The sequence below is a fragment of the Arthrobacter sp. SDTb3-6 genome, assembly GCF_013376095.1.
Classification (GTDB): Bacteria; Actinomycetota; Actinomycetes; order Actinomycetales; family Micrococcaceae; genus Specibacter.
Genome location: NZ_JAAMFN010000007.1, coordinates 96120 through 117536, shown reverse-complemented (window position 1 = coordinate 117536; position 21417 = coordinate 96120). Strand labels below are relative to the sequence as shown.

Annotated in this window: 21 protein-coding genes and 1 pseudogene; 9 read left to right on the top strand and 13 right to left on the bottom strand. The window is 64.0% G+C overall.

All coding sequences use genetic code 11. The features are described from left to right. Positions 1-28 precede the first annotated feature (28 nt). From G6035_RS05685 to G6035_RS05670, 5 genes are all read right to left on the bottom strand, one after another. Positions 29-910 (bottom strand): aldo/keto reductase, encoded by an 882-nt coding sequence (locus tag G6035_RS05685; protein WP_176616094.1) that lies wholly within the window; start codon positions 908-910, stop codon positions 29-31. Between the two features lie 18 nt (positions 911-928). Further along, a complete protein-coding gene (locus tag G6035_RS05680) occupies positions 929-1960 on the bottom strand; it encodes a zinc-dependent alcohol dehydrogenase family protein (protein ID WP_176616093.1) in 1032 nt (343 codons plus the stop codon). Between the two features lie 187 nt (positions 1961-2147). After that, positions 2148-2600 (bottom strand): aldo/keto reductase, encoded by a 453-nt coding sequence (locus G6035_RS19975; RefSeq protein WP_371130867.1) that lies wholly within the window; start codon positions 2598-2600, stop codon positions 2148-2150. Further along, positions 2489-3079: an aldo/keto reductase gene (locus G6035_RS19970; RefSeq protein WP_256127761.1), complete on the bottom strand. Its 591-nt coding sequence runs from the start codon at positions 3077-3079 to the stop codon at positions 2489-2491. Before G6035_RS19970 ends, G6035_RS19975 begins: the two co-directional genes overlap by 112 nt. A 163-nt stretch (positions 3080-3242) precedes the next feature. Further along, complete coding sequence (locus G6035_RS05670) at positions 3243-4703, bottom strand: MFS transporter (RefSeq protein ID WP_256127760.1); 1461 nt, start codon at positions 4701-4703, stop codon at positions 3243-3245. A gap of 93 nt (positions 4704-4796) precedes the next feature. Between G6035_RS05670 and G6035_RS05665 the strand changes: the two genes are divergently transcribed. The 5 genes from G6035_RS05665 (at position 4797) to G6035_RS20525 (ending at position 8181) form a co-directional block, all read left to right on the top strand. Then, a complete protein-coding gene (locus tag G6035_RS05665; RefSeq protein ID WP_218062982.1) occupies positions 4797-5678 on the top strand; it encodes a helix-turn-helix transcriptional regulator in 882 nt (293 codons plus the stop codon). Continuing rightward, a complete protein-coding gene (locus G6035_RS05660; RefSeq protein ID WP_176616091.1) occupies positions 5675-6463 on the top strand; it encodes an SDR family oxidoreductase in 789 nt (262 codons plus the stop codon). Before G6035_RS05665 ends, G6035_RS05660 begins: the two co-directional genes overlap by 4 nt. Positions 6464-7053: 590 nt before the next feature. Next, positions 7054-7473, top strand: coding sequence for a hypothetical protein (locus G6035_RS05655; RefSeq protein ID WP_176616090.1), 420 nt, complete (start codon positions 7054-7056; stop codon positions 7471-7473). A 123-nt stretch (positions 7474-7596) separates the two neighbouring features. Then, positions 7597-7914 (top strand): hypothetical protein, encoded by a 318-nt coding sequence (locus G6035_RS05650; protein ID WP_176616089.1) that lies wholly within the window; start codon positions 7597-7599, stop codon positions 7912-7914. 24 nt (positions 7915-7938) lie between these two features. After that, positions 7939-8181, top strand: a complete 243-nt coding sequence (locus tag G6035_RS20525) for a zf-HC2 domain-containing protein (protein WP_176616125.1) — start codon at positions 7939-7941, stop codon at positions 8179-8181. Positions 8182-8387: 206 nt separating this feature from the next. On the opposite strand, the gene G6035_RS05640 is transcribed toward G6035_RS20525, so the two are convergent. The 3 genes from G6035_RS05640 to G6035_RS05630 form a co-directional block, all read right to left on the bottom strand. Beyond that, positions 8388-8807 carry a hypothetical protein gene (locus G6035_RS05640; protein ID WP_256127759.1) on the bottom strand — a complete coding sequence of 140 codons (420 nt, stop codon included), beginning with the start codon at positions 8805-8807 and terminating at the stop codon, positions 8388-8390. Between the two features lie 791 nt (positions 8808-9598). Further along, entirely contained in the window at positions 9599-9910 is a 312-nt protein-coding gene (locus G6035_RS05635; protein WP_176616087.1) for a hypothetical protein, read from the bottom strand. A gap of 374 nt (positions 9911-10284) precedes the next feature. Continuing rightward, a complete protein-coding gene (locus G6035_RS05630; protein ID WP_256127758.1) occupies positions 10285-11103 on the bottom strand; it encodes an alpha/beta fold hydrolase in 819 nt (272 codons plus the stop codon). 381 nt (positions 11104-11484) lie between these two features. Here G6035_RS05630 and G6035_RS05625 point away from each other — a divergent pair, with 381 nt between their 5' ends. The 4 genes and pseudogenes from G6035_RS05625 to G6035_RS05610 all read left to right on the top strand — a co-directional run bounded on the left by G6035_RS05625 (position 11485) and on the right by G6035_RS05610 (position 15833). Next, on the top strand, positions 11485-12513 hold the full coding sequence (locus G6035_RS05625) for an HD domain-containing phosphohydrolase (protein WP_176616086.1): 1029 nt from the start codon (positions 11485-11487) through the stop codon (positions 12511-12513). 66 nt (positions 12514-12579) lie between these two features. Continuing rightward, positions 12580-13184, top strand: a pseudogene (locus tag G6035_RS05620) (right-handed parallel beta-helix repeat-containing protein); the annotation flags it as partial. 336 nt (positions 13185-13520) lie between these two features. Further along, a complete protein-coding gene (locus G6035_RS05615; protein ID WP_371130866.1) occupies positions 13521-14891 on the top strand; it encodes an APC family permease in 1371 nt (456 codons plus the stop codon). Further along, positions 14892-15833 carry a carbon-nitrogen hydrolase family protein gene (locus tag G6035_RS05610; protein WP_371130865.1) on the top strand — a complete coding sequence of 314 codons (942 nt, stop codon included), beginning with the start codon at positions 14892-14894 and terminating at the stop codon, positions 15831-15833. Between the two features lie 181 nt (positions 15834-16014). Here the strand turns inward: G6035_RS05610 and G6035_RS05605 are convergent, their stop codons facing one another. The 5 genes from G6035_RS05605 to G6035_RS05585 all read right to left on the bottom strand — a co-directional run bounded on the left by G6035_RS05605 (position 16015) and on the right by G6035_RS05585 (position 21401). Continuing rightward, entirely contained in the window at positions 16015-17238 is a 1224-nt protein-coding gene (locus tag G6035_RS05605; RefSeq protein WP_176616085.1) for an ADP-dependent glucokinase/phosphofructokinase, read from the bottom strand. Then, positions 17238-18158: a ketose-bisphosphate aldolase gene (locus tag G6035_RS05600; protein ID WP_176616084.1), complete on the bottom strand. Its 921-nt coding sequence runs from the start codon at positions 18156-18158 to the stop codon at positions 17238-17240. Before G6035_RS05600 ends, G6035_RS05605 begins: the two co-directional genes overlap by 1 nt. A 52-nt stretch (positions 18159-18210) precedes the next feature. Further along, positions 18211-19065: a carbohydrate ABC transporter permease gene (locus G6035_RS05595; RefSeq protein ID WP_176616083.1), complete on the bottom strand. Its 855-nt coding sequence runs from the start codon at positions 19063-19065 to the stop codon at positions 18211-18213. After that, positions 19062-20012 (bottom strand): carbohydrate ABC transporter permease, encoded by a 951-nt coding sequence (locus G6035_RS05590; RefSeq protein WP_176616082.1) that lies wholly within the window; start codon positions 20010-20012, stop codon positions 19062-19064. Before G6035_RS05590 ends, G6035_RS05595 begins: the two co-directional genes overlap by 4 nt. A gap of 81 nt (positions 20013-20093) precedes the next feature. Next, entirely contained in the window at positions 20094-21401 is a 1308-nt protein-coding gene (locus tag G6035_RS05585) for an ABC transporter substrate-binding protein (RefSeq protein ID WP_176616081.1), read from the bottom strand. Positions 21402-21417: the final 16 nt, after the last annotated feature.

The window sequence follows — 21417 nt, the reverse complement described above, 5'->3', positions numbered from 1 at the left end:
CCTTCTCTCTGGTCTGGTTCTGTCGTGCTTAGGCTTCGGGGATGGACACATCGAACCACTGGTCGCGGGAGGCGTCCGGGTCGGGGCCGTTGCGGACTCCGGTGTGCAGCGCGTCGATGGCCGCCAGCTCGTCCAAAGACAAGTCGAAGTCGAAGACGTCGAAGTTCTCCACGATCCGTGCCGGGTTGGTCGATTTGGGGATGGCTGAGCGGCCTTGCTGCAGGTGCCAGCGCAGCATGGCCTGCGCGGGCGTCTTGCCATGCGCTTCAGCGATCGCGGCGATGGCCGGGTCTTGCATGACGTTCTTCCTTTCCTCGCCCCAGCCGGGGTAGAAGGTGATGCCGCCGATCGGCGACCAGGCCTGCGTGAGGATGCCGTGTTCGGCGTCGGCCGCCCGGACATCCGGCTGGGTGAAGTAAGGGTGCAGCTCCACCTGGTTCACCGCCGGGATGACGTCGGTTGCTGCGAGCAGCTGCGCCAGGTGGTGCGGCATGAAGTTGCTGACGCCGATCGCGCGGACGCGCCCGTCGGCGAGCAGGGTCTCCAGCGCCTGGTACGCGGCGATGGTTTTCTCGAAGCGGCCCGGCACCGGCTGGTGCAGGATCAGCAGATCCAGGTAGTCGACGCGGAGCTTGCTGACCGCCTTCTCCCAGGCGTGCAGCGTTTTGTCGTAACCGTAGTCGCTGACCCAGACCTTGGTTTCGATGAACACGTCGGACCGGTCGAGCCCGGACCTGCGGATGCCGTCGCCGACCTCTCGTTCGTTGCCGTAGGCGGCGGCGGTGTCGATGTGCCGGTAACCGGCAGCCAGGGCGGCTTCGACCGCGGCCGTTGTTTCTTCGGGCGGGCTTTGGAAGACGCCGAGCCCGAGGGCCGGCATGGTGGTGCCGTTGTTGAGTGTGATGTCCATGAGGTTTTGGTCCTTTGGTTAGGGGCGGACGAGCACTTTGAGTGCGTCGCGGTCGGCCATGGCTTGGTAGCCGGCCGGGACATCGTCCAGGCCGATGGTGCGATCGAAGACCCTGCCGGGTTCGATGGTGCCGTCGAGCACGAGCGGCAGGAGTTCCTCGATGTAGGCCCTGGCGGGTGCGACGCCGCCGGTGAGCGTGATGTTGCGCATGAAGTCGGCGAATCCGAGCGGAACCTCGGCGAACTGCGGGGCTCCGACGCGGCTGATGACCCCTCCGTCGCGGACGACGCCGATCGCCATCTCGAGTGCGGGCTTGAGCCCCACGGCTTCGAGTACGGCATGGGTGCCGTCACCGTTGGTGAGTTCCCGGACCTTGGCGATGCCTTCCTCGCCGCGCTCGGCCACCACGTCGGTGGCGCCGAATTCACGGCCGAGGTCGGTGCGGGCCTGGTGGCGGCCCATGAGGATGATGCGGGAAGCACCCATGAGCCTGGCGGAGAGGATGGCGCAGAGGCCCACTGCGCCGTCACCGATCACGGTAACGCCCTGGCCGGGCTGGATGCCGGCCTTCCTGGCTGCGTGGTATCCGGTGGACATGACATCGGAGAGGCTCAGCAGGGACGGGATCAGGTTCTCGTCGAACCCGGCGGGTACTGAGACGAGGGTTCCTGAGGCCTGCGGGACCCGCGCGTATTCGCCTTGGCCGCCGTCGTCGTGGCCGCCCCAGTGGGCACCGTGGCGGCAGGAGGTCTGCAGTCCTTCCTTGCAGAAATCGCAGGTGCCGTCGGAGGCGACGAACGGCGCGATGACGAAGTCGCCGATCGACAGTCCTGTCACCGCGGAGCCGAGTTCTTCGACGACGCCGACGAACTCGTGCCCCATCCGGGCTCCTTCGGAGGTTTCGGGTTTGGCGCCGTAGGGCCAGAGGTCGCTGCCGCAGATGCAGCCGGCGACGATGCGCACGATAGCGTCGGTGGGTTCCTGGATGGTGGGATGGGGAACGGTTTCGACGCGCACGTCTCCTGCGCCGTACATCAGTGTTGCTCGCATGGTGGGTTTCCTTACTGTGTTGTCGGTTCCAGTGAACACCGGGCACGGACCACTTGGGAGTGCCTGTCAGTACCCCCATGAAGGCAGGTGTGTTGGTTCAGCGGGCGGTTTCGATGAGGGTCGGGGCTGGCCAATCAGCGGTGCCCCTGGGCGGCGCCGATGATTGGCCGGCAGGTTGACCGTGCAGTTAGCGGTCGCGGTCGATGACAGCGTCCAGCCCTGCCGAAAGCGGTGCCCCGACGAGGTCGAGGGCGCCGAGGGCTTGGTCGATCCGGTGCAGGTCAGATGCGGTGAGTTCGAGTTCGGCCGCGGGCAGGTTGTCGTCCAGGTGGGCCAGGCGGGTGCCGCCGGGGATCGGAACGACCCACGGTTTCTGGGCCAGGAGCCAGGCCAGCTCCAGTTGCGCCGGGGAGGTGCCTTTTTCGGCTCCGAAGTCCTCGAGGAAGTCGACGACGGCGAAGTTCGCCTCAAGTGCCTCCGACGTAAAGCGCGGGAAGTCCGCGCGGAGATCATCAGGGTTGTCGAACCTCATGTCCCGAGTGATGCCGCCGGTGAGGAATCCCTGGCCGAGCGGACCCCAGGCGACCAGCCCGATCCGCAGCCCTTCGCAGGCCCCGGGCTTCTTGGTTCCCGCATCCACAGTGAGTAATGGTCCTGGATGACCGCGACCGGTTGGACGGCATGTGCACGGCAGATGCTTGTCTCGCTCGCCTCGGACAGGCCAAAGTGGCGCACCTTGCCATCAGCGATGAGCTCCTTGACGGTGCCGGCGACGTCCTCCATCGGGATGTCCGGATGGACCCGGTGCTGGTACAGCACGTCGATGTGATCGGTGCGCAGCCGGCGCAGCGACGCCTCCACCACCTTCCGAAGGTGTCCCGGGCGGCTGCTAAGTCCAACTGTTTCCCCATTGGCGTTGATGTCAAACCCGAACTTGGTAGCCACCAGGACGCCGTCGCGGATGGGCTGCAGCGCTTCGCCGACCAGCCCTTCGTTAGTGTAGGGGCCGTAGCCTTCGGCGGTGTCGAACAAGGTGACGCCGCGTTCGGCGGCAGACCGGACCACCGCAAGGGCCTCGGTCCGGTCGGTAGCGGGGCCAAGACCAAGGCTCAACCCCATGCAACCGAGGCCGATGGCCGATGTCTCAAGGCCGTCGCCGAGCTTGCGTGTTTTCTTTGCAATTTCCTTTCTGGTGCTGAACGCGTGGATTGGGGAGTGAAGGAGGCAGAGAAAGTGGATGCGTGTAGTTGTCCGGGCCCCCGGGGACCGGGTCTCATTCAGATCAGCGGGCCGGCCCAGCCTCCGGCACGGGCGCGGCCGTCCATGTTTTCCCGACTCGCCGGACCGCAAGATCTGCGGGCAGGATGAGGGCCGCTGTGGTGACCAGGGCCAGGAAAAGGAGGACGCTGCCTGTGGTGAGTGCGGTGCTGACGTGTGCGGCCAGGTGCGCCGTCTCGGGGCCTCCGCTGGGAACGGTGGCTGCGGCCGCGACCGCTATGCCGAGCCCCAGGCAGGTACCAACCTGGTGGAAGGTGTTCACCAGGCCCGAAGCCGCGCCGGCATCAGCCGCAGGGGCCCCAATAATTCCAAATGAGGTCAGGGGCGCGAAGGCAAACCCCTGGCCGGCGCCAATGAGGACCATCGGCAGGGCAACGCCCGCCCAGTAGCTGGAGTCGACACCGGCGCGGCTGAGCCAGAACATCCCTGCGAGGGTGACCAGGATCCCGGCCAGCAGGGCAACCGAGCCCGACATCCGCCTGGCCAGCGGCGGAATGCTCATCGCGACGGCGAAGTTCACGGCGGTCATGGGCAGGAATCCGAGGCCGGCCTGCAGCGGGTCGAAGCCAAGGACTTCCTGCATGAATTGGGTGGTGAAGAAGAAGAACCCGATCATCGCACCGAGGTAGAGGAAGCGTGCCACATACGCGCCAGTGCGACGGCGGCTCGCGAACAGCCGCAATGGCATGATCGGCTGCGCCGCCCTGCGTTCGATCAGCACAAACACGACCAGGAATACGACGCCGGCGCCCACGGCCGTAACGGTGACCAACGAGGTCCAGCCCACTGCCGCAGAGTCAATGATCCCAAATACCAGTGCACCCACGCCGAGGGTCGCAGCCAGCGCCCCGCCCACGTCGAAGCGTCCGGTCACCCGACCGGTTTCCGGAAGAAACCTGGGGGCCAGGGCGATCATCGCCACGCCGATCGGCACGTTGACGAAGAACCCGGCCCGCCACGAAATCCAATGGGCGAGCGCGCCGCCGATCACCAGCCCGAGGCTGGCACCGATCCCGGCAGTCGCACCGTAGAGGGACACGGCCCGGGTGCGCTCACGGCCTTCCGGGAAGCTGGCCGTCAGCAACGACAGCGACGCGGGCGCAACGACCGCAGCCCCGATACCCTGCACGGCACGACCGGCGATCGCCCACCAGCCCGCCGGGGCCAGGCCGATCAACAGTGACGCGATGGAGAACACCACCAGCCCGAACACGAACACACGCCGCCGGCCCAGCAGGTCACCAGCCCTCGCGCCGAGGAGCAGCAGCCCGCCGAACACCAAGGTGTAGGCGTCCTGGACCCAGGAAAGCCCACTGGTGCCCAGCCGCAGCTCGGCTTGAAGGCTGGGCAGCGCGGTGAAGATCACCGAGTTGTCCAGCAGGATCATGAAGTAGCTGGCGAGGATGATCGCCAGGATCGCTCCCGGATGCGGGGCGGAGGTGGGTGCCGGTTTCATGTTCTCCATGCAACCGTGCATTCTTAGGGTCCGGGAGTCACTGACGTTCCGGGTAATGACAGTCCCTCCCTCCGCCCGCGACGGCGGCGTAGCGTGGCTACCATGACACACAGCGACGACGTACGGAAGTTCCTCAGCTCCCGCCGTGCAAGGATCACGCCCGAGGAAGCCGGGCTTCCGGCCTATGGCGGCAACCGCCGCGTCACCGGCCTGCGCCGCGAGGAAGTTGCCATGCTCGCCGGCATGAGCATCGACTACTACATCCGCCTTGAACGCGGAAACCTCTCCGGCGCCTCCGACAGCGTCCTCGAAGCCCTCGGACGCGCCTTGAAACTTGACGACGCCGAAACGGCCCACCTTTTCGACCTGGCCCGCGCCGCGACCGCTTCTCCCAGGGTCCGGCGCAAGCGTAGCCCGCTCACAGTCCGCCCGAGCGTGCAACGCGTCATCGATGCCATCGCGACGGCGCCGGCCTGGGTACGCAATGACCGCGGGGATGTCCTCGCCGCCAACGAGCTGGGCCGGGCACTATACCTGGACATGATGAAAGAAGGTGCCGCTACGCCTAACAGCGCGCGGTTCACCTTCCTGGACCCGAAAGCACGCGAATTCTTCATCGACTGGGAGCGGGCCGCTGACGACGTCGTCGCTGTCCTGCGGTCCGCCGCCGGGAAAAACCCCTACGACAAAGACCTCACCGACCTGGTCGGTGAACTCTCGACCCGCAGCGAAGAGTTCCGCACCCGATGGGCCCGCCACGATGTGAAATACCACCGCACCGGCCGCAAACGCCTGCATCACCCGATCGTTGGTGACCTGGACCTGAGCTACGAGGCCATGGAACTTCCCGCCGACCCGGGACTGCGCATCAACGTCTACACGGCCGACCCCAGCACACCCTCAGAAGACGCACTGAAACTCCTCGCCAGCTGGGCGGCCACCCAGCGCGAAACAACAGAAGCCACTGTCAAGGGGAAACGATGACAAACCACCCGTCAACGGTATTGATTGCCGGTGCCACCGGCAGCATCGGCCGCTATGCCGCAGCCGAAGCGATACGGCAGGGCTACACCGTGCGGGCCCTCGTCCGCGACAAGGCCCGCGCCGCCAAAACCCTCCCCGACGGCGTCGAACTCGTCGTCGGCGACCTGACCCTTCCCAAAACCCTTGCCGCGGTTGTCCAGGAGGTGGACGCAATTGTCTTCACCCACGGTTCCACCACCAGTGAACGCGACGTGCGGGATAACGACTACGCCGGCGTCGCCAACGTCCTCAAGGCCCTGCGTGGCCGGCGGGTCCGGATCGCCCTCATGACAGCCATCGGCACTACCCGACCGGGAGTCGCCTACGCTACCTGGAAGCTCCGAAGCGAGCGGCTCGTCCGGGCCAGCGGCAACCCCTACTCGATCGTGCGCCCGGGGTGGTTCGACTACAACCAACCCGATCAGCGGAAGATCATCATGCTCCAGGGCGACAAACGACAGGCTGGCTCACCCGCTGACGGCGTCATCGCCCGGGACCAGATCGCCCGCGTCCTCATCGACAGCCTGCGCATCGACGCCGCCGACCACAAAACCCTCGAACTCATCGCGGACCACGGACCGGAACAAGACGACCTCACCGCAGTTTTCGACTCCTTGACAGCAGACCCGGAAGGACCACTCGACGCCGCCGAAGACAACGTCAACCTCCCCGTCACCAATGAACCAGAAACGTTCCGACAGGACCTCGCCACCATCTCCGCAGGAAACAATAAAAGGGAACCGTAGCCCCTGGCCCTCTTCAGAAGTGAAGACCGGGCCCCGCATGCCCGAAACCGTCCAGGACGGTCCGCGATGCGCAAGGCCTGGCCGCCCCCACTCGGTCCGCAGGCGATACACCTCACCGGCGTCCGGCTCCTCCCTCAACAGGCTCAGTGTCTCGAAACCATTGTGTCCCGAAACGCGGGCCCATCAACGACTCTCGGCAAAGGTGGAAAGCGCGTTGACGGGAATGACCATGGCCCGCCATGGCACCGTGGTTGGCCGATTTGCACCGAAATCCATCCAGGTCGCCGAACCAAGGCACGTGACTGGCACGATATCCGGGCAGGGAAATTGGATTACCCGGCCATGCGCCTACCGGCTGCGCTCAACAGCTTGCGTGCCCCTGGCTCCAGCGACGAATGCGACCACCGGGCAGCCCATCAGCTCCGGTCGATCTGGGGCCATCCGGTTCAAGTATTGAACCGGATGATTTCCTGCCCCGTAATAACAGCTGACGGGGTCCTGCAATCCGGACACTGCCAATGTCGCTCCTCGACACACGTTGACAATGACCAAGGAAAGCGCGAGAACCACTGTTCCAGGGAAGGGCAGAGATGAAATCTCCCAAAGGTGCGCTGGACATCGTGCTTCGGCTGCTGGTTGCCGGAGCCTTGGCTATCGACGCAACCGTGCACCTGCAGCTGGCCGCCTATTACCAACTGGCCGTTCCGGCAGGCATCGGGCAAGGCACCCTGTTCCGTATTGAGGCCACGATTGCGATCCTCGTCGGGCTGTACGTCCTCGTACGCGGCAGCCGACCGGCTTATGCAGCGGCTGTGATCGTCGCCGGTGGCGGAGTCTTCCTTGTCCTCTTGTACCGGTACGTAAATGTCCCTGCGTTCGGTCCGGTTCCGGCCATGTATGAGCCCGTCTGGTATTTTCAAAAATCCCTCAGCGCAATTGCCGAAGCGGCAGGCGCCGTCCTGGCACTCCTCGGCTTGTTGAAGCCGCGCCCCCGCGGCGGCCACGGTTAAACAAGCAGCTATTGCCTGCTGGTCCATGGTGCGTAAAGCTTCAGGCGGAGGACATCGATCAGGAGGCCCCATTGCCCGTCTGGCGGCATCCTCAGCTTTTGGCGCAGGATCCATCGGCACTGCGTGCCGGGCTTTCACGGGGCAAGGAACCTGGTCATTGATGGTTGGCGCAATGCCCGGCGCCGGCACTGCTTCGGCACGGACCAGTTGCCGGAGGTTCCCTCCGCCGGGCATACCGATCGGGTTGTGGATGCCGGTCTGGTCGGGGACGTGCTGGAGGCTCCCAGCACAGAACATCGCGAGGTGATCCAGCTGGCCTATTACGCCGGCGCGGAAACCGCGGCGATTGCGATGGCCCTGGATCTCCTGGCGGGAACAGTGAAGTCCCGGCTGCACTGTGGGGAGCCGGTGATGGACGCTTCAGGCGATTCGGTCCTGTAGCTTGCGGCCTGTGGGTCCGGCCCCCTGTCCACTGCTGAGCGCCGCGACTACGAGGAACACCTTGCGCACTGTTCGGCCTGCCGCCGCCAGGTGGCCGGGCCAACCGGGATGCCGGGCATGTTGGGGCCCGCCACCGCGGCTGCCGCGGTTGTCCTGGCCGGTACGACGGCGGCCGTCCGGAACGCTGGCCAGCCTTTCCCGGGGGTACATAAATTAGCCCGCCCACCTCCCAGGCTTCCGCTTCCCTGGACGCAAGCGAACCAGTGAACCAAAAATATGGGCCGGTGATGGGATCCACTGCCGGGGTGAATGCGATGATGGCCAGCCGGAATTTCGGTCCCGGCAGCGGGCTGACGCCGTCAGCAACCACAAGCACCCCAGCATATTCCATGGTTCTGCTGAACATCCGAGACTGCAGGGAGCCACGCTGTCAGGCACAGTTCCCTGTAGCCGGCATGTGGTGCACTCCTGTGTCAGTAACCGCCGCCACCCTGCGCCGGCGCCGTCGAGGTCGCGGCCGGTGCAGAGGTGATCTTGGCCCCGTTGGTGCCAACCACCCACCAAATGCCCCCATAGCCCTGGCCGGTGGTGTCCCCTGGCTTTTGGTCAGCCGCGTAGGTGTACAGCGGCAGCCCGTTCAAGGTGACCTGCTTCGCCCCATCCACACCGGTAATGGTTCCCACCTTTCCGGTGACGCCCATGATGGTGGGAGCGGCCGACGTCGTGCTGACCGCCGGCCACAGGCTGGCGCAGGGTCCGGTGCAGGCGCTGGAGGTTTCCCCCGCCTTGTCGGGACCGTAGAAATAGACGGTCATTCCCGCACCGTTGACCAGGATGGTGCCCAAGTCCGTGCTGGCCGTGTGCAGGCCGCCGTTGGCGGAAGTGGATGACATAGAGCTCGACGAGCCCACTGGGGCGGAATTAGTTCCTGGTGCGGCGGTACTGCCGCAAGCTGTCAAGGCAGCCAGGGCCACCGCGCTGAGGGCAACCCCAACTCTGACGTGAAGTTTCATGGCCGGTTCTCCGTTCGCCTTAGTGGAACCCAGACGGCTCCATGATCAACACACGACGTAGCCGCCCGCGCAGTTCAACCAGGGTTCAGATACATTTCGGATCACCCCTTCAGCCGAAGCAGGTGATCCCGGAACCCCCGCACCGGCCAGGACCCCTGCCGGCCACCAGGGTGTCATGCGGCGCCGGCGCAGGCGCCAGCTCGGAAGCTGGTTCAAGGTGGAGCGTCCTCCGCTTTGAACCATCCCTCCGCCATCCAATACACCTCCCGCTGGTGGTGGTACCGGCGCAGCTGCCGAACTACGGGATCGTCCTGTCGGACACGGCCCGGAGCCAGTCATCTGTGGTCTCACCCTTGATCGTCGCCTCGCCGACTTCCAAATTCATCTGGGCCCTTGTACCGTCTTTCCATCCGGTGGCGTCTGATTCTTTAACGAACACGGGCAGGTCCCGGGCTCCCCCTTGGGCTTTTAGCAAGACGGTGAACCCGCCGGCCGCCCGGTCATCCAAAGCCCGGACATGACCAGTTCGCCAGTCAGCTGCATCTGGTCCCCAACCTTAAGTCCACCCATCCTGGCCGAATTGGGTTTGTCCGGCAACTCATCGACTGTGATGCCTATAACCACGGGTTCCGCGCGCACTGGCGCCACTGATGGCGTGCTTGCCTGGGTTGTCACAACCTGAGGCGGAGTTGGCGACGGCCAGCCCTCGGCCTTGCCGCTTCGACCATCCCCGCCACCAAGCCCATTGATAATGGGCGCGGCACGATGACCAGGAGAGCGGGCAGGCCACCGCCGATCCCGATCGGCTTCCACTTGATCCCTGGCTTCGGGCGGCGGAAGATCATCTCCGACCGCACTGTCCCCTGGGTTAGAGAGACGAACTCCCAGCCCTCTTTTTCCATCTTGGCCGTCGTCCTGGCCGCCATGCCGCGAACCGTCTTGACAGCCCTCGTCGCGTACTTCACGCCACTTGTTGAAGCCATGCTGGTCCCCCTGTCATTGACCTCAAACACTCTTCGACAACCCGGAGTGCCACCACGGTGTCTCCAATTCGCCTCTCAAAGCCGCACGCGGCGCAATGTTGCCCTTCCAATATCCATACCCATTCCGAACCCGGCGGGTGGTTGACGCCGCGGCCATTTTGGCGCATGGCCCGACTTGGTGGCCCTTGTCTGGCATCAAGAGTCATGGGCTCGAGGCGGAGCGACCTGTGCCAATCCTGCCAGCCAGTCCCAGACCAGCTAAAACAAGCCTTACAGTGTGCAGTCCCACTTCTTCGTGGACACCGGGTCTCATGAGTTTGTATGTCCCGCCGGATTATTCGCACCGCAGTGGTCCCCTGATGGGGAACAACGCATTACCCTTCGACGCCCCGCACACCTGCCAAGCCGCACCCCGCGGCACCTGTCTCAGTGGAATCCCACAGCGCCTTCAGTGCCCCTGCCACACGTTCGGGCTCCGCGCGGTGTGGCGGATCAAAGTGGTGCCGTCCGGCGTACACCTCGAGGCGGAAGTCGGGGAAGACGCCGGAGAGCCGCTCTGCGATCTCGACGTGGTCATCCGGGTTGGAAAGGGCACCGAGCGCGAAGTAGACGGGCTTCTCGAACCTCGCCACGGCATGGCGGTCGAGTTCGCACGTTTCGAAAGTGTGGAGGAGGGCGTGGATGCCCGCCGGACACAGCGCCATCCATGGCGGCTGCTCACCGCCAGGAACGGGCAGCCCCGCAGTGACCCCGGGTCGTATGCCGAGCTTGAGGAACTTGGCCATGAATTCTTCCGGCGGGAGACCCTCAAGCGCCCGATATTTGGTCCACAGGGCCCTGTGTGCGGTGCTCCAGCCCCAGTTCCCCGCCCACGCCGGCTCGAGCAGGCCCAGGGTCTCAAGCCGCTCAGGGTGCGAGGCGGCGAACGCGAGGGCCGACGCACCGCCGCCGGAGTAGCCCACAAGCTGGAAGGTGTCCCAACCGCACTTGTCGGCGGCCCGGAGGATCCCCTCGGCTTCGATATCAACGCTGTAGCCCAGCGGTGGCATGGGACCGGCATCGACCTCGAGGTCTTTCGCGACCACGTCGACGCCGTCCCCGAGCGCCGTCAGAAGGGCCCCGTAGGCGGGCGCGGCGGGGAGCACGCGTCCGGGGAGGAGGATGACGCGGTGGATGATCTTCTTTGAGTCCATGCACCCAGAGTGCGTCCGTTTCGGTACTCCACGCATCGCGCGATGACGCTATTGCTGTGCATGATTGATCAAGGACACCTGCGTTGCGCCTCGCCGATTTCATCGCTGCCATGTCGCTCGCCACGGATCTTGGCATGGGCCAGCCGATGGCACAGCGCCTCAGGACGTGCCTGGTGGCCCTCGAACTCGCGAATACTGCGGGAGCGGAGGCGGGTGTCCCCCCGAGGTCTACTACACGGCCCTCCTGCGTTTCCCCGGCTGCACCGCCGACGCCCATGAATCGGCGGCCATAGGCGGCGGCGACATCGCACTGCGCGCCGCGATCGCCCCTGTGCTCGGTGCAGCGCCCGGTCCCTTCCTGCGCACTGTGAGGCGTCCGAAATGCTCGCGGCCCGGCTCGGCCTCACGGACGGGACCCGCGCCGCTCTCGCCATCGCCCGTGACGTCGAGGTGATAGGCCGCCTCGGCGGGCGGGAGGCGGTGAGCGTGGCCCTGCGGGAGCGGGAAGGGCACTCCTACGACCCGGACCCCGCCCATGCGGCCCTCGCAAACCTCGCAAACCTCGCAAACCTCGACAGCCTCGTCGAAGCCGCCCGCACCAAGATGCCATGGGATGTGGCGCTGCGTCGTGAGCCGCAGCCTCATGCGAGCGTTCCAGCCGAGCGCCTCGATGAGGTCCTGTCCGTGTTCGCCGACTTCGCCGATCTCAAGGAGCCACGGCGGGCGGGCTACTCCCGGGACGTCGCGGGGCTCGCCGCGGCGGCTGCCCCGGAGCATGCCGAGCTCGTGCGGAGGGTGGGCCCCGTCCAGGACCTGGGCCGGGTCGCCGTCCCGAACCGCGCCGACCACCGCGGCAGCTCCCCGGCCGATGTCGAGCGCCTGCGCCTGCACCCGTACTACAGCGAGCGGTTCCTCGCGAGAGCGCCGACGACGGCCCCGCCCGCCCGGATCGCGGGGCTGCACCACGAGCGGCTGGACGGCTCGTGCTACTACCGCGGCGCCACCGGCGCGGACATTGCGTGGGAAGCGCGCATCCTTGCCACCGCCGACACCTTCCGCGAGCTCATCCTCGAGACCCCGGGACCCGGCACACAGGTGCCGGCCCAGGCCGCGGCCGCCCTCGCCCGGCTCGCACCGCAGCACCTCCACGCCGATGCGGTCGACGCCGTTCTGGCCGCCGACGGGTTCCGGGCCCGCCGCGGGCCGCCGGCCTGGCCTGCCGGCCTTACCGAACGCGAGGTCGAGGTACTCCGACTCATCTGCCGGGGAGCGACCAAAAACGGCGTCGCTGGGGCGCTCGGCATCTCCCCGAACACGGCCGACCACCACATCCGTCACATCTACGCCAAGATTGGTGTCTCTTCACGTGCGGCGGCGACCCTCTTCGCCGTCGAACGCGACCTTCTCTAGCCGTCCCCAATGTTTGGCCTCTAGCCGTCCCCAATGTTTGGCAAAAACTGTCGCTCGATGAGTGGCGGGACATGGCTTGTCACGGCCAACAATTCCATGGTGTTTCCGTTCCAAGTCAGTGTGAACTGCGGGGGTGGGGACAGGCCTCAAGAATCACCGACAACCGCCTGCATGCGTTCCACCCCGGCATGGTAGGGCTGGCCGGAAACAGTTCAGGGAACCTCGTGGCCACGAATCATTTCTTGCGCGACCATGAGCCATGGACGCCCTTCCTCGGAACCGACAACGGGCGGGACGACGTGTACGGACTTCTCCGCATCAACGGCAGCAACAATTCCATCATCGGCAACCACTTCTCCGAGGTGATCGATTCACAGACCATCCGCCCAACAGGTGCGACGCCTGTCATCATCCGGCTGACGGCAGGCAGTGGAAACTACGTCTCCAGCAACCACGCCGTGGCAATGGACGTTCACGCAAAATCAAGTGACTCCGCCTTTGCAGCCCAGGTAGACGCACTCCTCACGACCGAGGCCTCAGACGGCCTGGCCATAACCGCCGTCATGGTCGATTCCGCTTCAGCCCGGAACACAATCCTTGACTCCGGAAGCGACACACAAGTTCTCCTGGACAGGACCGTCAACGCATTCAGGGCCACACCCGTAATCGGACGCTGGCTAGCCGGCCGGGCAACATACACACATCTCTTGGAAATCGTACCTGGCGATGGCTGCCCGGCCGCTGCCTCGCCCTGCGACATGCCCTCAAAGGCCAACTGCCCATCAAAATGGAACCGGGCAGCGCCGATGCCCGAACCAGACAGCCGCTTGGCGAACAGCCATTTGTTCATTGCTGCATCGGGCAATTGCACAAATTAGGGCCATCGATCCTGTTCATCTGCCGGCCCTCAAGAGCCCCACCACGGGGTAAGTTAGCGATGTCTTTCCAGTGGCGCGGCTCACAGTCCACTGGAGGATAAAGCCCGTTCATCCATCCAGGAGCTACCCGTGACCCAGACCCAACCGACAATCACCGCGCCCGGCGGCGCGCCCCACCTAAATCGTTCCTTGGGACTTGGCTCCGTGGTCCTTTTCGGGGTCGCCTACATGGCGCCACTGATTGTGCTCGGCACATTCGGCGTCATCGCCGTGGCCAGCGGCGGTGCCGTTGCGGCCTCCTACGTCATGGCCTTGGTGGCCATGCTGTTTACGGCTCAAAGCTACGGCCGGATGGCGAAGGCCTTCCCGGTGGCCGGATCGGCTTACACCTACGTCCGGCGCACCATCGACTCCCGCGTCGGCTTCCTGGTCGGCTGGGCGGCGATGCTGGACTACTTCTTCCTGCCCATGGTCATCTGGCTGATCGGCGCTTCATTCCTCCAAGCCGAATTCCCCGGCGTTCCGTTCTGGCTATGGATCGTCGGCTTTATTGTGCTCACCACGCTACTGAATCTCTTGGGCATTATGGTGGCAGAACGGGCGACACTGGCGCTCATGGCCTTCCAGGTTCTGGTCATCGCGATCTTCCTGGTATTGTCCATCAATTCCATCGTCGGCACTCACGGAGCCGGCGGTCTGGTCTCTGCCGCCCCCTTCTTGAATCCAAACACCAACCTGAGCATGATTTCCGGCGGTGCGGCCATTGCGGCCTACTCCTTCCTGGGGTTCGACGCCGTCACCACCCTGGCGGAAGAGGCCAAGAACCCTCGGCACACCATCCCCCGAGCCATCATGCTGGTGGCACTGATTGGCGGCGGGATCTTTGTGGTCATCAGCTACGTCACCCAACTGGTCCACCCCGGCAGCACCTTCAGCGATCCCGCTTCGGCGGCATTCGAGATCGCCGGCGACATCGGCGGCAACCTGTTCAGCGCAGTGTTTCTGGCCGGTCTGGTGGTTACCCAGTTCGCTTCCGGCATTGCCGCCCAGTCCAGCGCATCCCGGCTCCTCTACGCGATGGGCCGTGACAGCTCCCTCCCCCGCCGCTTCTTCGGCTACATCCACCCCAAATTCCACACTCCTGCGCTGAACATTCTGCTCTGCGCCGCCATCGGCCTGATCGCCCTGTTCCTGGACGTCGCAACCTCAACGTCGTTCATCAACTTTGGGGCATTCATCGCCTTCACCATGGTGAACATTTCCACGATCGCCTATTTCATCCGCCAGCGGCAGGCCGGAAACCGGCTCCCGGTCCTGGGCTATGTCATTCTGCCCGCACTGGGCGCCATCATCTGCGCCTACCTGCTCAGCAGCCTCGACAGTGCAGCACTCTGGCTGGGTGCCAGCTGGCTCATCCTGGGCTTGCTGTACCTGACCTACCTGACACGCGGCTTCCGACGGCAGCCGCCGGAACTGGCCCTCGAAGAGGTCGAGGCGTAAGTGGCGGCGCAAAGCAACCCCACGTCCGGGTCGGCTCGCCAGGCCACCTTGCCACGGACCCTGCCGATCGCTGCGGTCCAAGCCCAGCCTCGGCTGATCGGTGAACCGCTGTCCGCCTTCGCCGAGGAGTTGGCCGAAATCACCTTCGAAAATCCGGAGGTGCGCCTGGTCATGTACCCAGAGTTGCACCTCTTCGGCGACCAGGAGCCCGCCGCACGGCGCAACCAGACGCTGCTGGAAGCGGCGCAACCCATCAACGGCGACCTCGTCAAGGATCTGGGTGCGATGGCAGGGGACCTGAAGATCTGGCTGGTGCCCGGCAGCATCTGCGAATTGTCCAAGGACGGCGACCTATTCAACACCGCGCTGGCGTTTTCACCAGAGGGAAAACTGGTGGCCAGTTACCGTAAAATCTTCCCCTGGCGCCCTTCCGAACCATACGTTCCGGGCAACCAGTTCGTGGTCTTCGACCTGGACGGCGTCGGACGGGCCGGACTATCCATCTGCTACGACGCCTGGTTCCCGGAGCACAGCCGGCAGCTGGCATGGCTCGGCGCCGACGTGATTCTCAACGTGGTCAAAACAACAACACCGGACCGGCAGCAGGAGCTCATCCTCGCACGGGCCAACGCGATCGTGAACCAGACCTTCATGGTCAGCGTGAACTGCGCCGGCCCGGTGGGGATGGGAAAGAGCCTGGTTGTGGATCCGGAGGGACTCGTGAGGACCGAAGCCTTCAGCGAAAATCCCATGGTCCTGCTGGATACGCTGGATCTGGGACATGTGGACCGGGTACGGCGTTTTGGCACGGCAGGGCTCAACCGGATGTGGAGCCAGTACCGGTCCAGTGACCGGACCGTGGAGCTGCCCATGTACGCCGGAAGGATCGACCCGGCGAACTGGCAGCCCTCGACTTGGGATTCCAAAACCCTCGAACCATGAAACCAGGACCAGCGGCCGCCGGACCCTTACAGTGTCAGGCCGGGACGGCACCAACCGCTCATAACCAGTCCGCTTGATCGCCGTCGGCCCAGGCCGGGCCGTCACCTGACGGACGGCCATCGGAAACAACGCGTGGATCCCCCTCACCGGGAAGCACCCAGGATTATTGGTCATAAGACCGCTACGCTTCCGACGCTGACACTTTTTTCCTTTGGCGGGCATTGCGGACGATGGCTGCAATGGCGCCGCCGACGAAGGAGTCTCCGAGGCCGATGGTTGTCGGCGTTGTGATGTCCTGAAGGTCGAAGGCAGGAACCACGCAGAAGTCCCTACGGCCGTTGAGCGCGTTTGCTACAGCTTGACCTGCCCGGCTGCGCCGGCCAGTCCGATCAAGCAGTTCGGCCTCCTCACGTCCTGCGGCGTCACCGAAGGCAAATCTCGCGCCCGAGATGGCGATCCCGCTGGCCAGGATCGGCCCCATGCGATGTGCGGACTGGCCGTGAGCGAGGGCGAAATGGCGTGTGTGGAGGATGATGGTCGGCGTGGGAACGTGCACCGCCAGTTCCCGAACGGCAGTTGATACTCCGCCGGGGTCCAGCAGGTCCACCCGGCATGCAAGCTCACCCATGAGTTCGTCTTCATTGAGGCTGTAGATGTCCACGTGCGGTGCGAGGGCGGCCCGTGCCACCTGGCTGAGTTCGGGCACGTGGAAGCCTGCGTCCTCATAGACCGTCACCGCATCCCGGGGAAGGCGGCGTAGTGCTGCGCGCAGCTGCTCCAACCGCGCTTCGAGGGTGGCGTGGTGCTGGATGGAGTTCATTCCGGAGATGAGGAAGACGCTCGCGGTGCTGAGTGCTTCCGGCAGCCTTTCGCTGAGCACGAGTTCGGCGTTGGGGCGGTCGCATGGGTAGATGAGCCGGTTGGGTCCCGGGGAGGTGATCTCGCCGCCGGCGAGGCGGATCCGGGCTCGTGCCGGGTATTGAACGATCAGGTGTGGGTCCGTGGAATCGTGTTCAGCGCTGCAGAGGTAGTCGACGTCGGCGGGCAGGAGCCGGCGAACATCATCGTCGATGGAGACGAGGTGGACGGTGCTGCCGATGCCGAGTGCGCTCATCGCCAGCGCCGCTCGCACGGGTGTTCCGCCAAGGGTGACCCGGTAGCCGAACCGTGTTGCGAACTTTTCGATGACGTCGGTGGACTCAACGAAATGTTCGCTGCCGCTGCCTGCCCGGAAATGGTGCAGCATTGACAACACGAGGGAGCGTTCGGAGTCAATGGTCTGGGGCATGGCGGAGTCAAGGTTGGCGATATCGAACTCGGCGGCGAGCGATTCGAGGGCCGCCGCATTCCAGTTGAGCTCGTAATCGATGGTGCCGCCGAGTCCGAGTATTGCCTCCTTGGCCATCAACCGACCCGCACTCCGGTTCCGGTTGCTGCAGCTTCGGTGGCCGGGGCCGGGGCGCCGGTGTAGAGGTATGCCTTGCCCGCTGCGTCAAACAGGTCGATCTTTTGGGCGGCGATGCGCTTCATGGCATCTGCCGCGGGGGGTTCGATGAGGTTCGGTTCGCGCAGGTCGGGATCGGCCAGCACTTCGCGCATGGCGTTGAAGTACGCGACCTTGATGTCGCTGGAGATATTGATCTTGTTCACGCCGAGTTTGACCGACTGTGCGATTTCTGAGTCTGGGTTGTTCGATCCACCGTGCAACACAATCGGCAGGCCCACGCTCGCCTTGATTTCCCGAAGCAGGTCGAGTTTGAGTTCGGGTTTGAGTGTCGATGGATAGATTCCATGCCGGGTGCCGATCGCGACGGCGAGGCTGTCGACCCCTGTTCGATCGACGAACTCCGCAGCCTGGGCCGGATCCGTGTAGATGATGTCGTCGGTGCCGGCCTCGGCCTGATTGTCGGTCTTGCCGATCGTGCCGAGCTCGCCTTCGACGGAGAGGCCCACGGCGTGGGCCGCGTCGACGACGCGCTTGGTGAGGGCTACGTTTTCTTCAAAGGGAAGCATCGAACCGTCAATCATGAAGGAGGTGAACCCGATCTTCATCGCGGTGAGGATTTGCTCGTAGCTGCCGCCGTGGTCCCAGTGGATCGCGACCGGTACCGGGGAGCGGTGTGCCCGCTCCCGCAAGGCCAGGATCACCTCGTGGCCGATGTGTGCGACCTCATCGGGGTGGATCGCTAGGATCCATGGTGCTGTTTTTTCTTCGCAGACTTCGAAGAGGCCATTGCTCATGGCGTAGTCGCTGACGTTGAACGCCGGGACTGCGAAGTTGTGGCGGTTCGCTACGTCGAGCAGGTCCTTGCCGTTGATCAACACGTTGTTTTCTCCTTGATTTGTTGTGCGGGTAAAGGGGCTTGCAGTGCCATGTTCATGCTTTGACAGCACCTGCTGCGAGTCCACCGATGAAGTAGCGCTGGAAGATGAGGAAGAGCACGAGTACTGGAATCGAGCCCAGGATGCTCATGGCCATGACCTCGTTCCAGAGGTAGTTGTTTTGGCCCATGAGAAGCTGGATACCCACCGGAACCGTCCGGCGGTCATCGGTTTGCGTGAGCGTGAGGGCAAACAGGTATTCGTTCCACGAGATCATGAAGGTGTACAGCCCCACGGACACCATGCCCGGGACGGAGATCGGCACCAATATCCTCCACAGGATCGATTGCGCGCTCGCACCGTCGACCTTTGCCGCTTCGTCCATCTCCTTCGGGAGGCTGTCGAAGTAGGCCGTCATCATGATCACGGCATAGGGCAGGGTGAAGACCACGTAGGTGATAATCAGCCCCTGATAGGTGTTGTAAAGCTTGAGGGCGACCATGATGCCGAAAAAGGGAATCAGCAGCGTGATGGGTGGCACGGCCTGGACACCAATGATCACGACGTTGATGATGCGCTTGAGTGGAAATTCGTACCGGCTGAACACGTATCCGGTGATCAGCGCGACAAACAGCGTCACCACGGTCACCGACAGGGCGACAACGTAGCTGTTGACGAAGTAGCCAATTTGGACCGGGTTGGACAGAACGGCCAGGTAGGGCGCCAGAGTGAACGACGAGTCGAACAACTTGGGCGGATACGCGAAGATGTTGCTGTTCGATTTGAACGAACTCGACAGCATCCACAGGACCGGAAAGCCTGCAAAAACTGCTCCCAGCGTGAGGCCGAAATAGAGGCCGATGCGAGCCCTTACCCGGCGCCGCAATGCACTGCTTGTGAAGGCGCTCATCGCTGCGCCGCCTTGCGTTGGCGGCGCACGTAGAAGACGGCCACCACCAGGGAACCGGCGAGCACGATGACGGCGCTCGTCGCGGCCATCGAGAACTGATAGCTGTTGAAGGCCAGTTTGTAGGTGAACGTGCTGAGCACCTCCGTGCGCTCCAGCGGGCCACCTCCGGTGGTCGCCCAAATCAGCGTGAACTGCTGGGTGGTCCAGAGCAGGTCCAGAAGCGCCATGCTGTACAGGATCGGTTTCAGCGCAGGCAACGTAACGCTGACGAACTGGCGGAAAAACCCTGCGCCGTCGACCCTGGCCGCCTCATAGAGGTCAGTCGGCACGCCCTGAAGTCCGGCGAGCAGGCTGATCATGAAGAAGGGATAGCCGGACCATATGTTGATCACGGTCACCGCCAGCAGTGCTGTGGAGGCCGTTGCGAGCCACGGCACTGCTTCATGCAAGAGACCAACGCTTGTGAACAGGTAGTTGATGACGCCGCTGGGATCCAGCAGGAGCCGCCAAAGCACGGCCACGACCGAGGCGGTGAAGATCCAAGGCAGTATGTAGATCGCCCGGAAAATCGCCCGGGGTACCCGAGCCATGGTCTTGGAGTTGAGCATCAGCGCGAACAGAATGCCGATCACCATGTGCGCGACGACGCTGCCGACCGTGAAGATCAGCGTGTTGCCCGCGGCACTCCAGAAGGCGGGCGTCGTGAGGATGGTGACGTAGTTCGAAATGCCAACAAACTTCGGCGTTGGGTTGGTGACCACGTTGTCCATCAGCGAGTAGCCAATGACGATGACGATGGGAATCACCATCAGCCCCAGGATGAGGAGCATCGTCGGGCTGATCAACAGGTACGGCTCGAGTCGTTCCCTCAGCGGCCGCTGGTGGCGGCCGGCGGGAACAGTCGCGGAGCGCTGGTCCTGCCCAGGTGTCAAAAGTGATGAAGCCATATCCTCGTCTCCGTCCCAGCCGGCTGCGGGTTTTTTCAGGCACGCAGCCGGCAAAGGGGTCTTAAGTCCGGGCTGCACGGATCAGAACTGCTGTTGCCATTGGGCCTGGACGTTGGAGAGCATCTTGTCCGTGGATTCCTGGTTGGCCACCGTCTTTTGGAATTCGTTCAGGAAATCGGTCATGAGCTGGTTCGCAGCTGGAAGGCCGGTAAACTCGTTAACCGGGTTGCTCCTCTGATAGATCGCAAAGGCCTGCTGGAAGTGCGGGTCTGCCCCAGTGAAGTCCGGCTTGGACACCTTGTTCCCGGGGAAGCCGTTAGCGAGTGTCGAAAGCTTCGAATTGGTCGCCTGGCTCATGAGGAACTGCACCAGCTTCCACGCCTCGGCCGGATGCTGCGACTTCGCTGAGATGCCAATGCCCCAGGACGCCGTGAGGATGCCGGGCTTTCCCATATAGCCGTCCTTCACCGGCTGCGCCGAGACCGAGAACTTCAGCTTGGCGTTGCCCTTGGTGATGGTGGTGACATGGGCGAGCGAGTCGACCATCATTCCGACTCGGCCGTTGATAAAGTTCTCGACCTTGTCGGTTTCCTGCAGGCCGTTCGCACCAGGCAAGACAGCGTTTGACTGGACGAGATCCTTTACCAGATTTACGGCGCCGGTGACATCAGGGTTTCCGGTCAGGTTAGGCTTGCCGTTCTTGAGCATGCTCCCGCCGGATGCCCAGGCCCAGGAGAGAATGTCGTTCTGGACGCCGTTCGGGTTGGTCGTGCCCAAGGGCACCACCCACCCCTTCGCGCCGGCTTGGGACTGGCTGATCTTCTTTGCGTCGGCCGTGAACTCGGACCACGTCTTTGGCGGGCTCGAGATGCCCGCCTTGGCGAGAATGGCGTCGTTCGTGAACAGGGGGTAGACGAAGTTCACGACGGGGATCATGTACGTGGCGCCGTTATACCCGACCTGGCTTGCCAGATCCTTCGGGTCATAATTCGCGCTCTTCATCGCGTTGGTCAGGTTCAGCAGGGCACCCTGCTTGAACAAGGGATTGACCCATGCCCCGTCGAGGCCGACGACGTCGGGAAGGGTACCGGACGCTGCCTCCGAAATGGTTTGGGTCTGCAGCGACGCGAACGGAGCGCTGATCAGCTTGACGCTGATGTTGGGGTTCTGGGTTTGGAATTGGTCTATCAAGTTCTGCAGTGCACCGGCCGGCATCTCCGGCGCCCACCACTGGGAGAAGGTGAGCTGCACTTTCTGGTTCGTGTTCGCGTTGTTGTTGCTGGGGGTGCCCGTGCATCCTGCCACGAGTAGCACCACCGCCGTTACGAGCGCCACGATCGTTGTCTTCCAAGCGAGCCGTTTCGAACGACCCCGAGCATCGATGCTCATTTTTCTCCAATCAGAG

Coding starts and splice junctions, on each gene's coding strand:
- G6035_RS05635 (WP_176616087.1), bottom strand. CDS start 9,910: ATGGCTTCAACAAGTGGCGTGAAGTACGCGACGAGGGCTGTCAAGACG.
- G6035_RS05665 (WP_218062982.1), top strand. CDS start 4,797: ATGACACACAGCGACGACGTACGGAAGTTCCTCAGCTCCCGCCGTGCA.
- G6035_RS05585 (WP_176616081.1), bottom strand. CDS start 21,401: ATGAGCATCGATGCTCGGGGTCGTTCGAAACGGCTCGCTTGGAAGACA.
- G6035_RS19970 (WP_256127761.1), bottom strand. CDS start 3,079: ATGGGGTTGAGCCTTGGTCTTGGCCCCGCTACCGACCGGACCGAGGCC.
- G6035_RS05655 (WP_176616090.1), top strand. CDS start 7,054: ATGAAATCTCCCAAAGGTGCGCTGGACATCGTGCTTCGGCTGCTGGTT.
- G6035_RS05685 (WP_176616094.1), bottom strand. CDS start 910: ATGGACATCACACTCAACAACGGCACCACCATGCCGGCCCTCGGGCTC.
- G6035_RS05640 (WP_256127759.1), bottom strand. CDS start 8,807: ATGTCATCCACTTCCGCCAACGGCGGCCTGCACACGGCCAGCACGGAC.
- G6035_RS05605 (WP_176616085.1), bottom strand. CDS start 17,238: ATGGCCAAGGAGGCAATACTCGGACTCGGCGGCACCATCGATTACGAG.
- G6035_RS05680 (WP_176616093.1), bottom strand. CDS start 1,960: ATGCGAGCAACACTGATGTACGGCGCAGGAGACGTGCGCGTCGAAACC.
- G6035_RS05595 (WP_176616083.1), bottom strand. CDS start 19,065: ATGAGCGCCTTCACAAGCAGTGCATTGCGGCGCCGGGTAAGGGCTCGC.
- G6035_RS05670 (WP_256127760.1), bottom strand. CDS start 4,703: ATGGAGAACATGAAACCGGCACCCACCTCCGCCCCGCATCCGGGAGCG.
- G6035_RS05630 (WP_256127758.1), bottom strand. CDS start 11,103: ATGGACTCAAAGAAGATCATCCACCGCGTCATCCTCCTCCCCGGACGC.
- G6035_RS05660 (WP_176616091.1), top strand. CDS start 5,675: ATGACAAACCACCCGTCAACGGTATTGATTGCCGGTGCCACCGGCAGC.
- G6035_RS05590 (WP_176616082.1), bottom strand. CDS start 20,012: ATGGCTTCATCACTTTTGACACCTGGGCAGGACCAGCGCTCCGCGACT.
- G6035_RS05625 (WP_176616086.1), top strand. CDS start 11,485: ATGCTCGCGGCCCGGCTCGGCCTCACGGACGGGACCCGCGCCGCTCTC.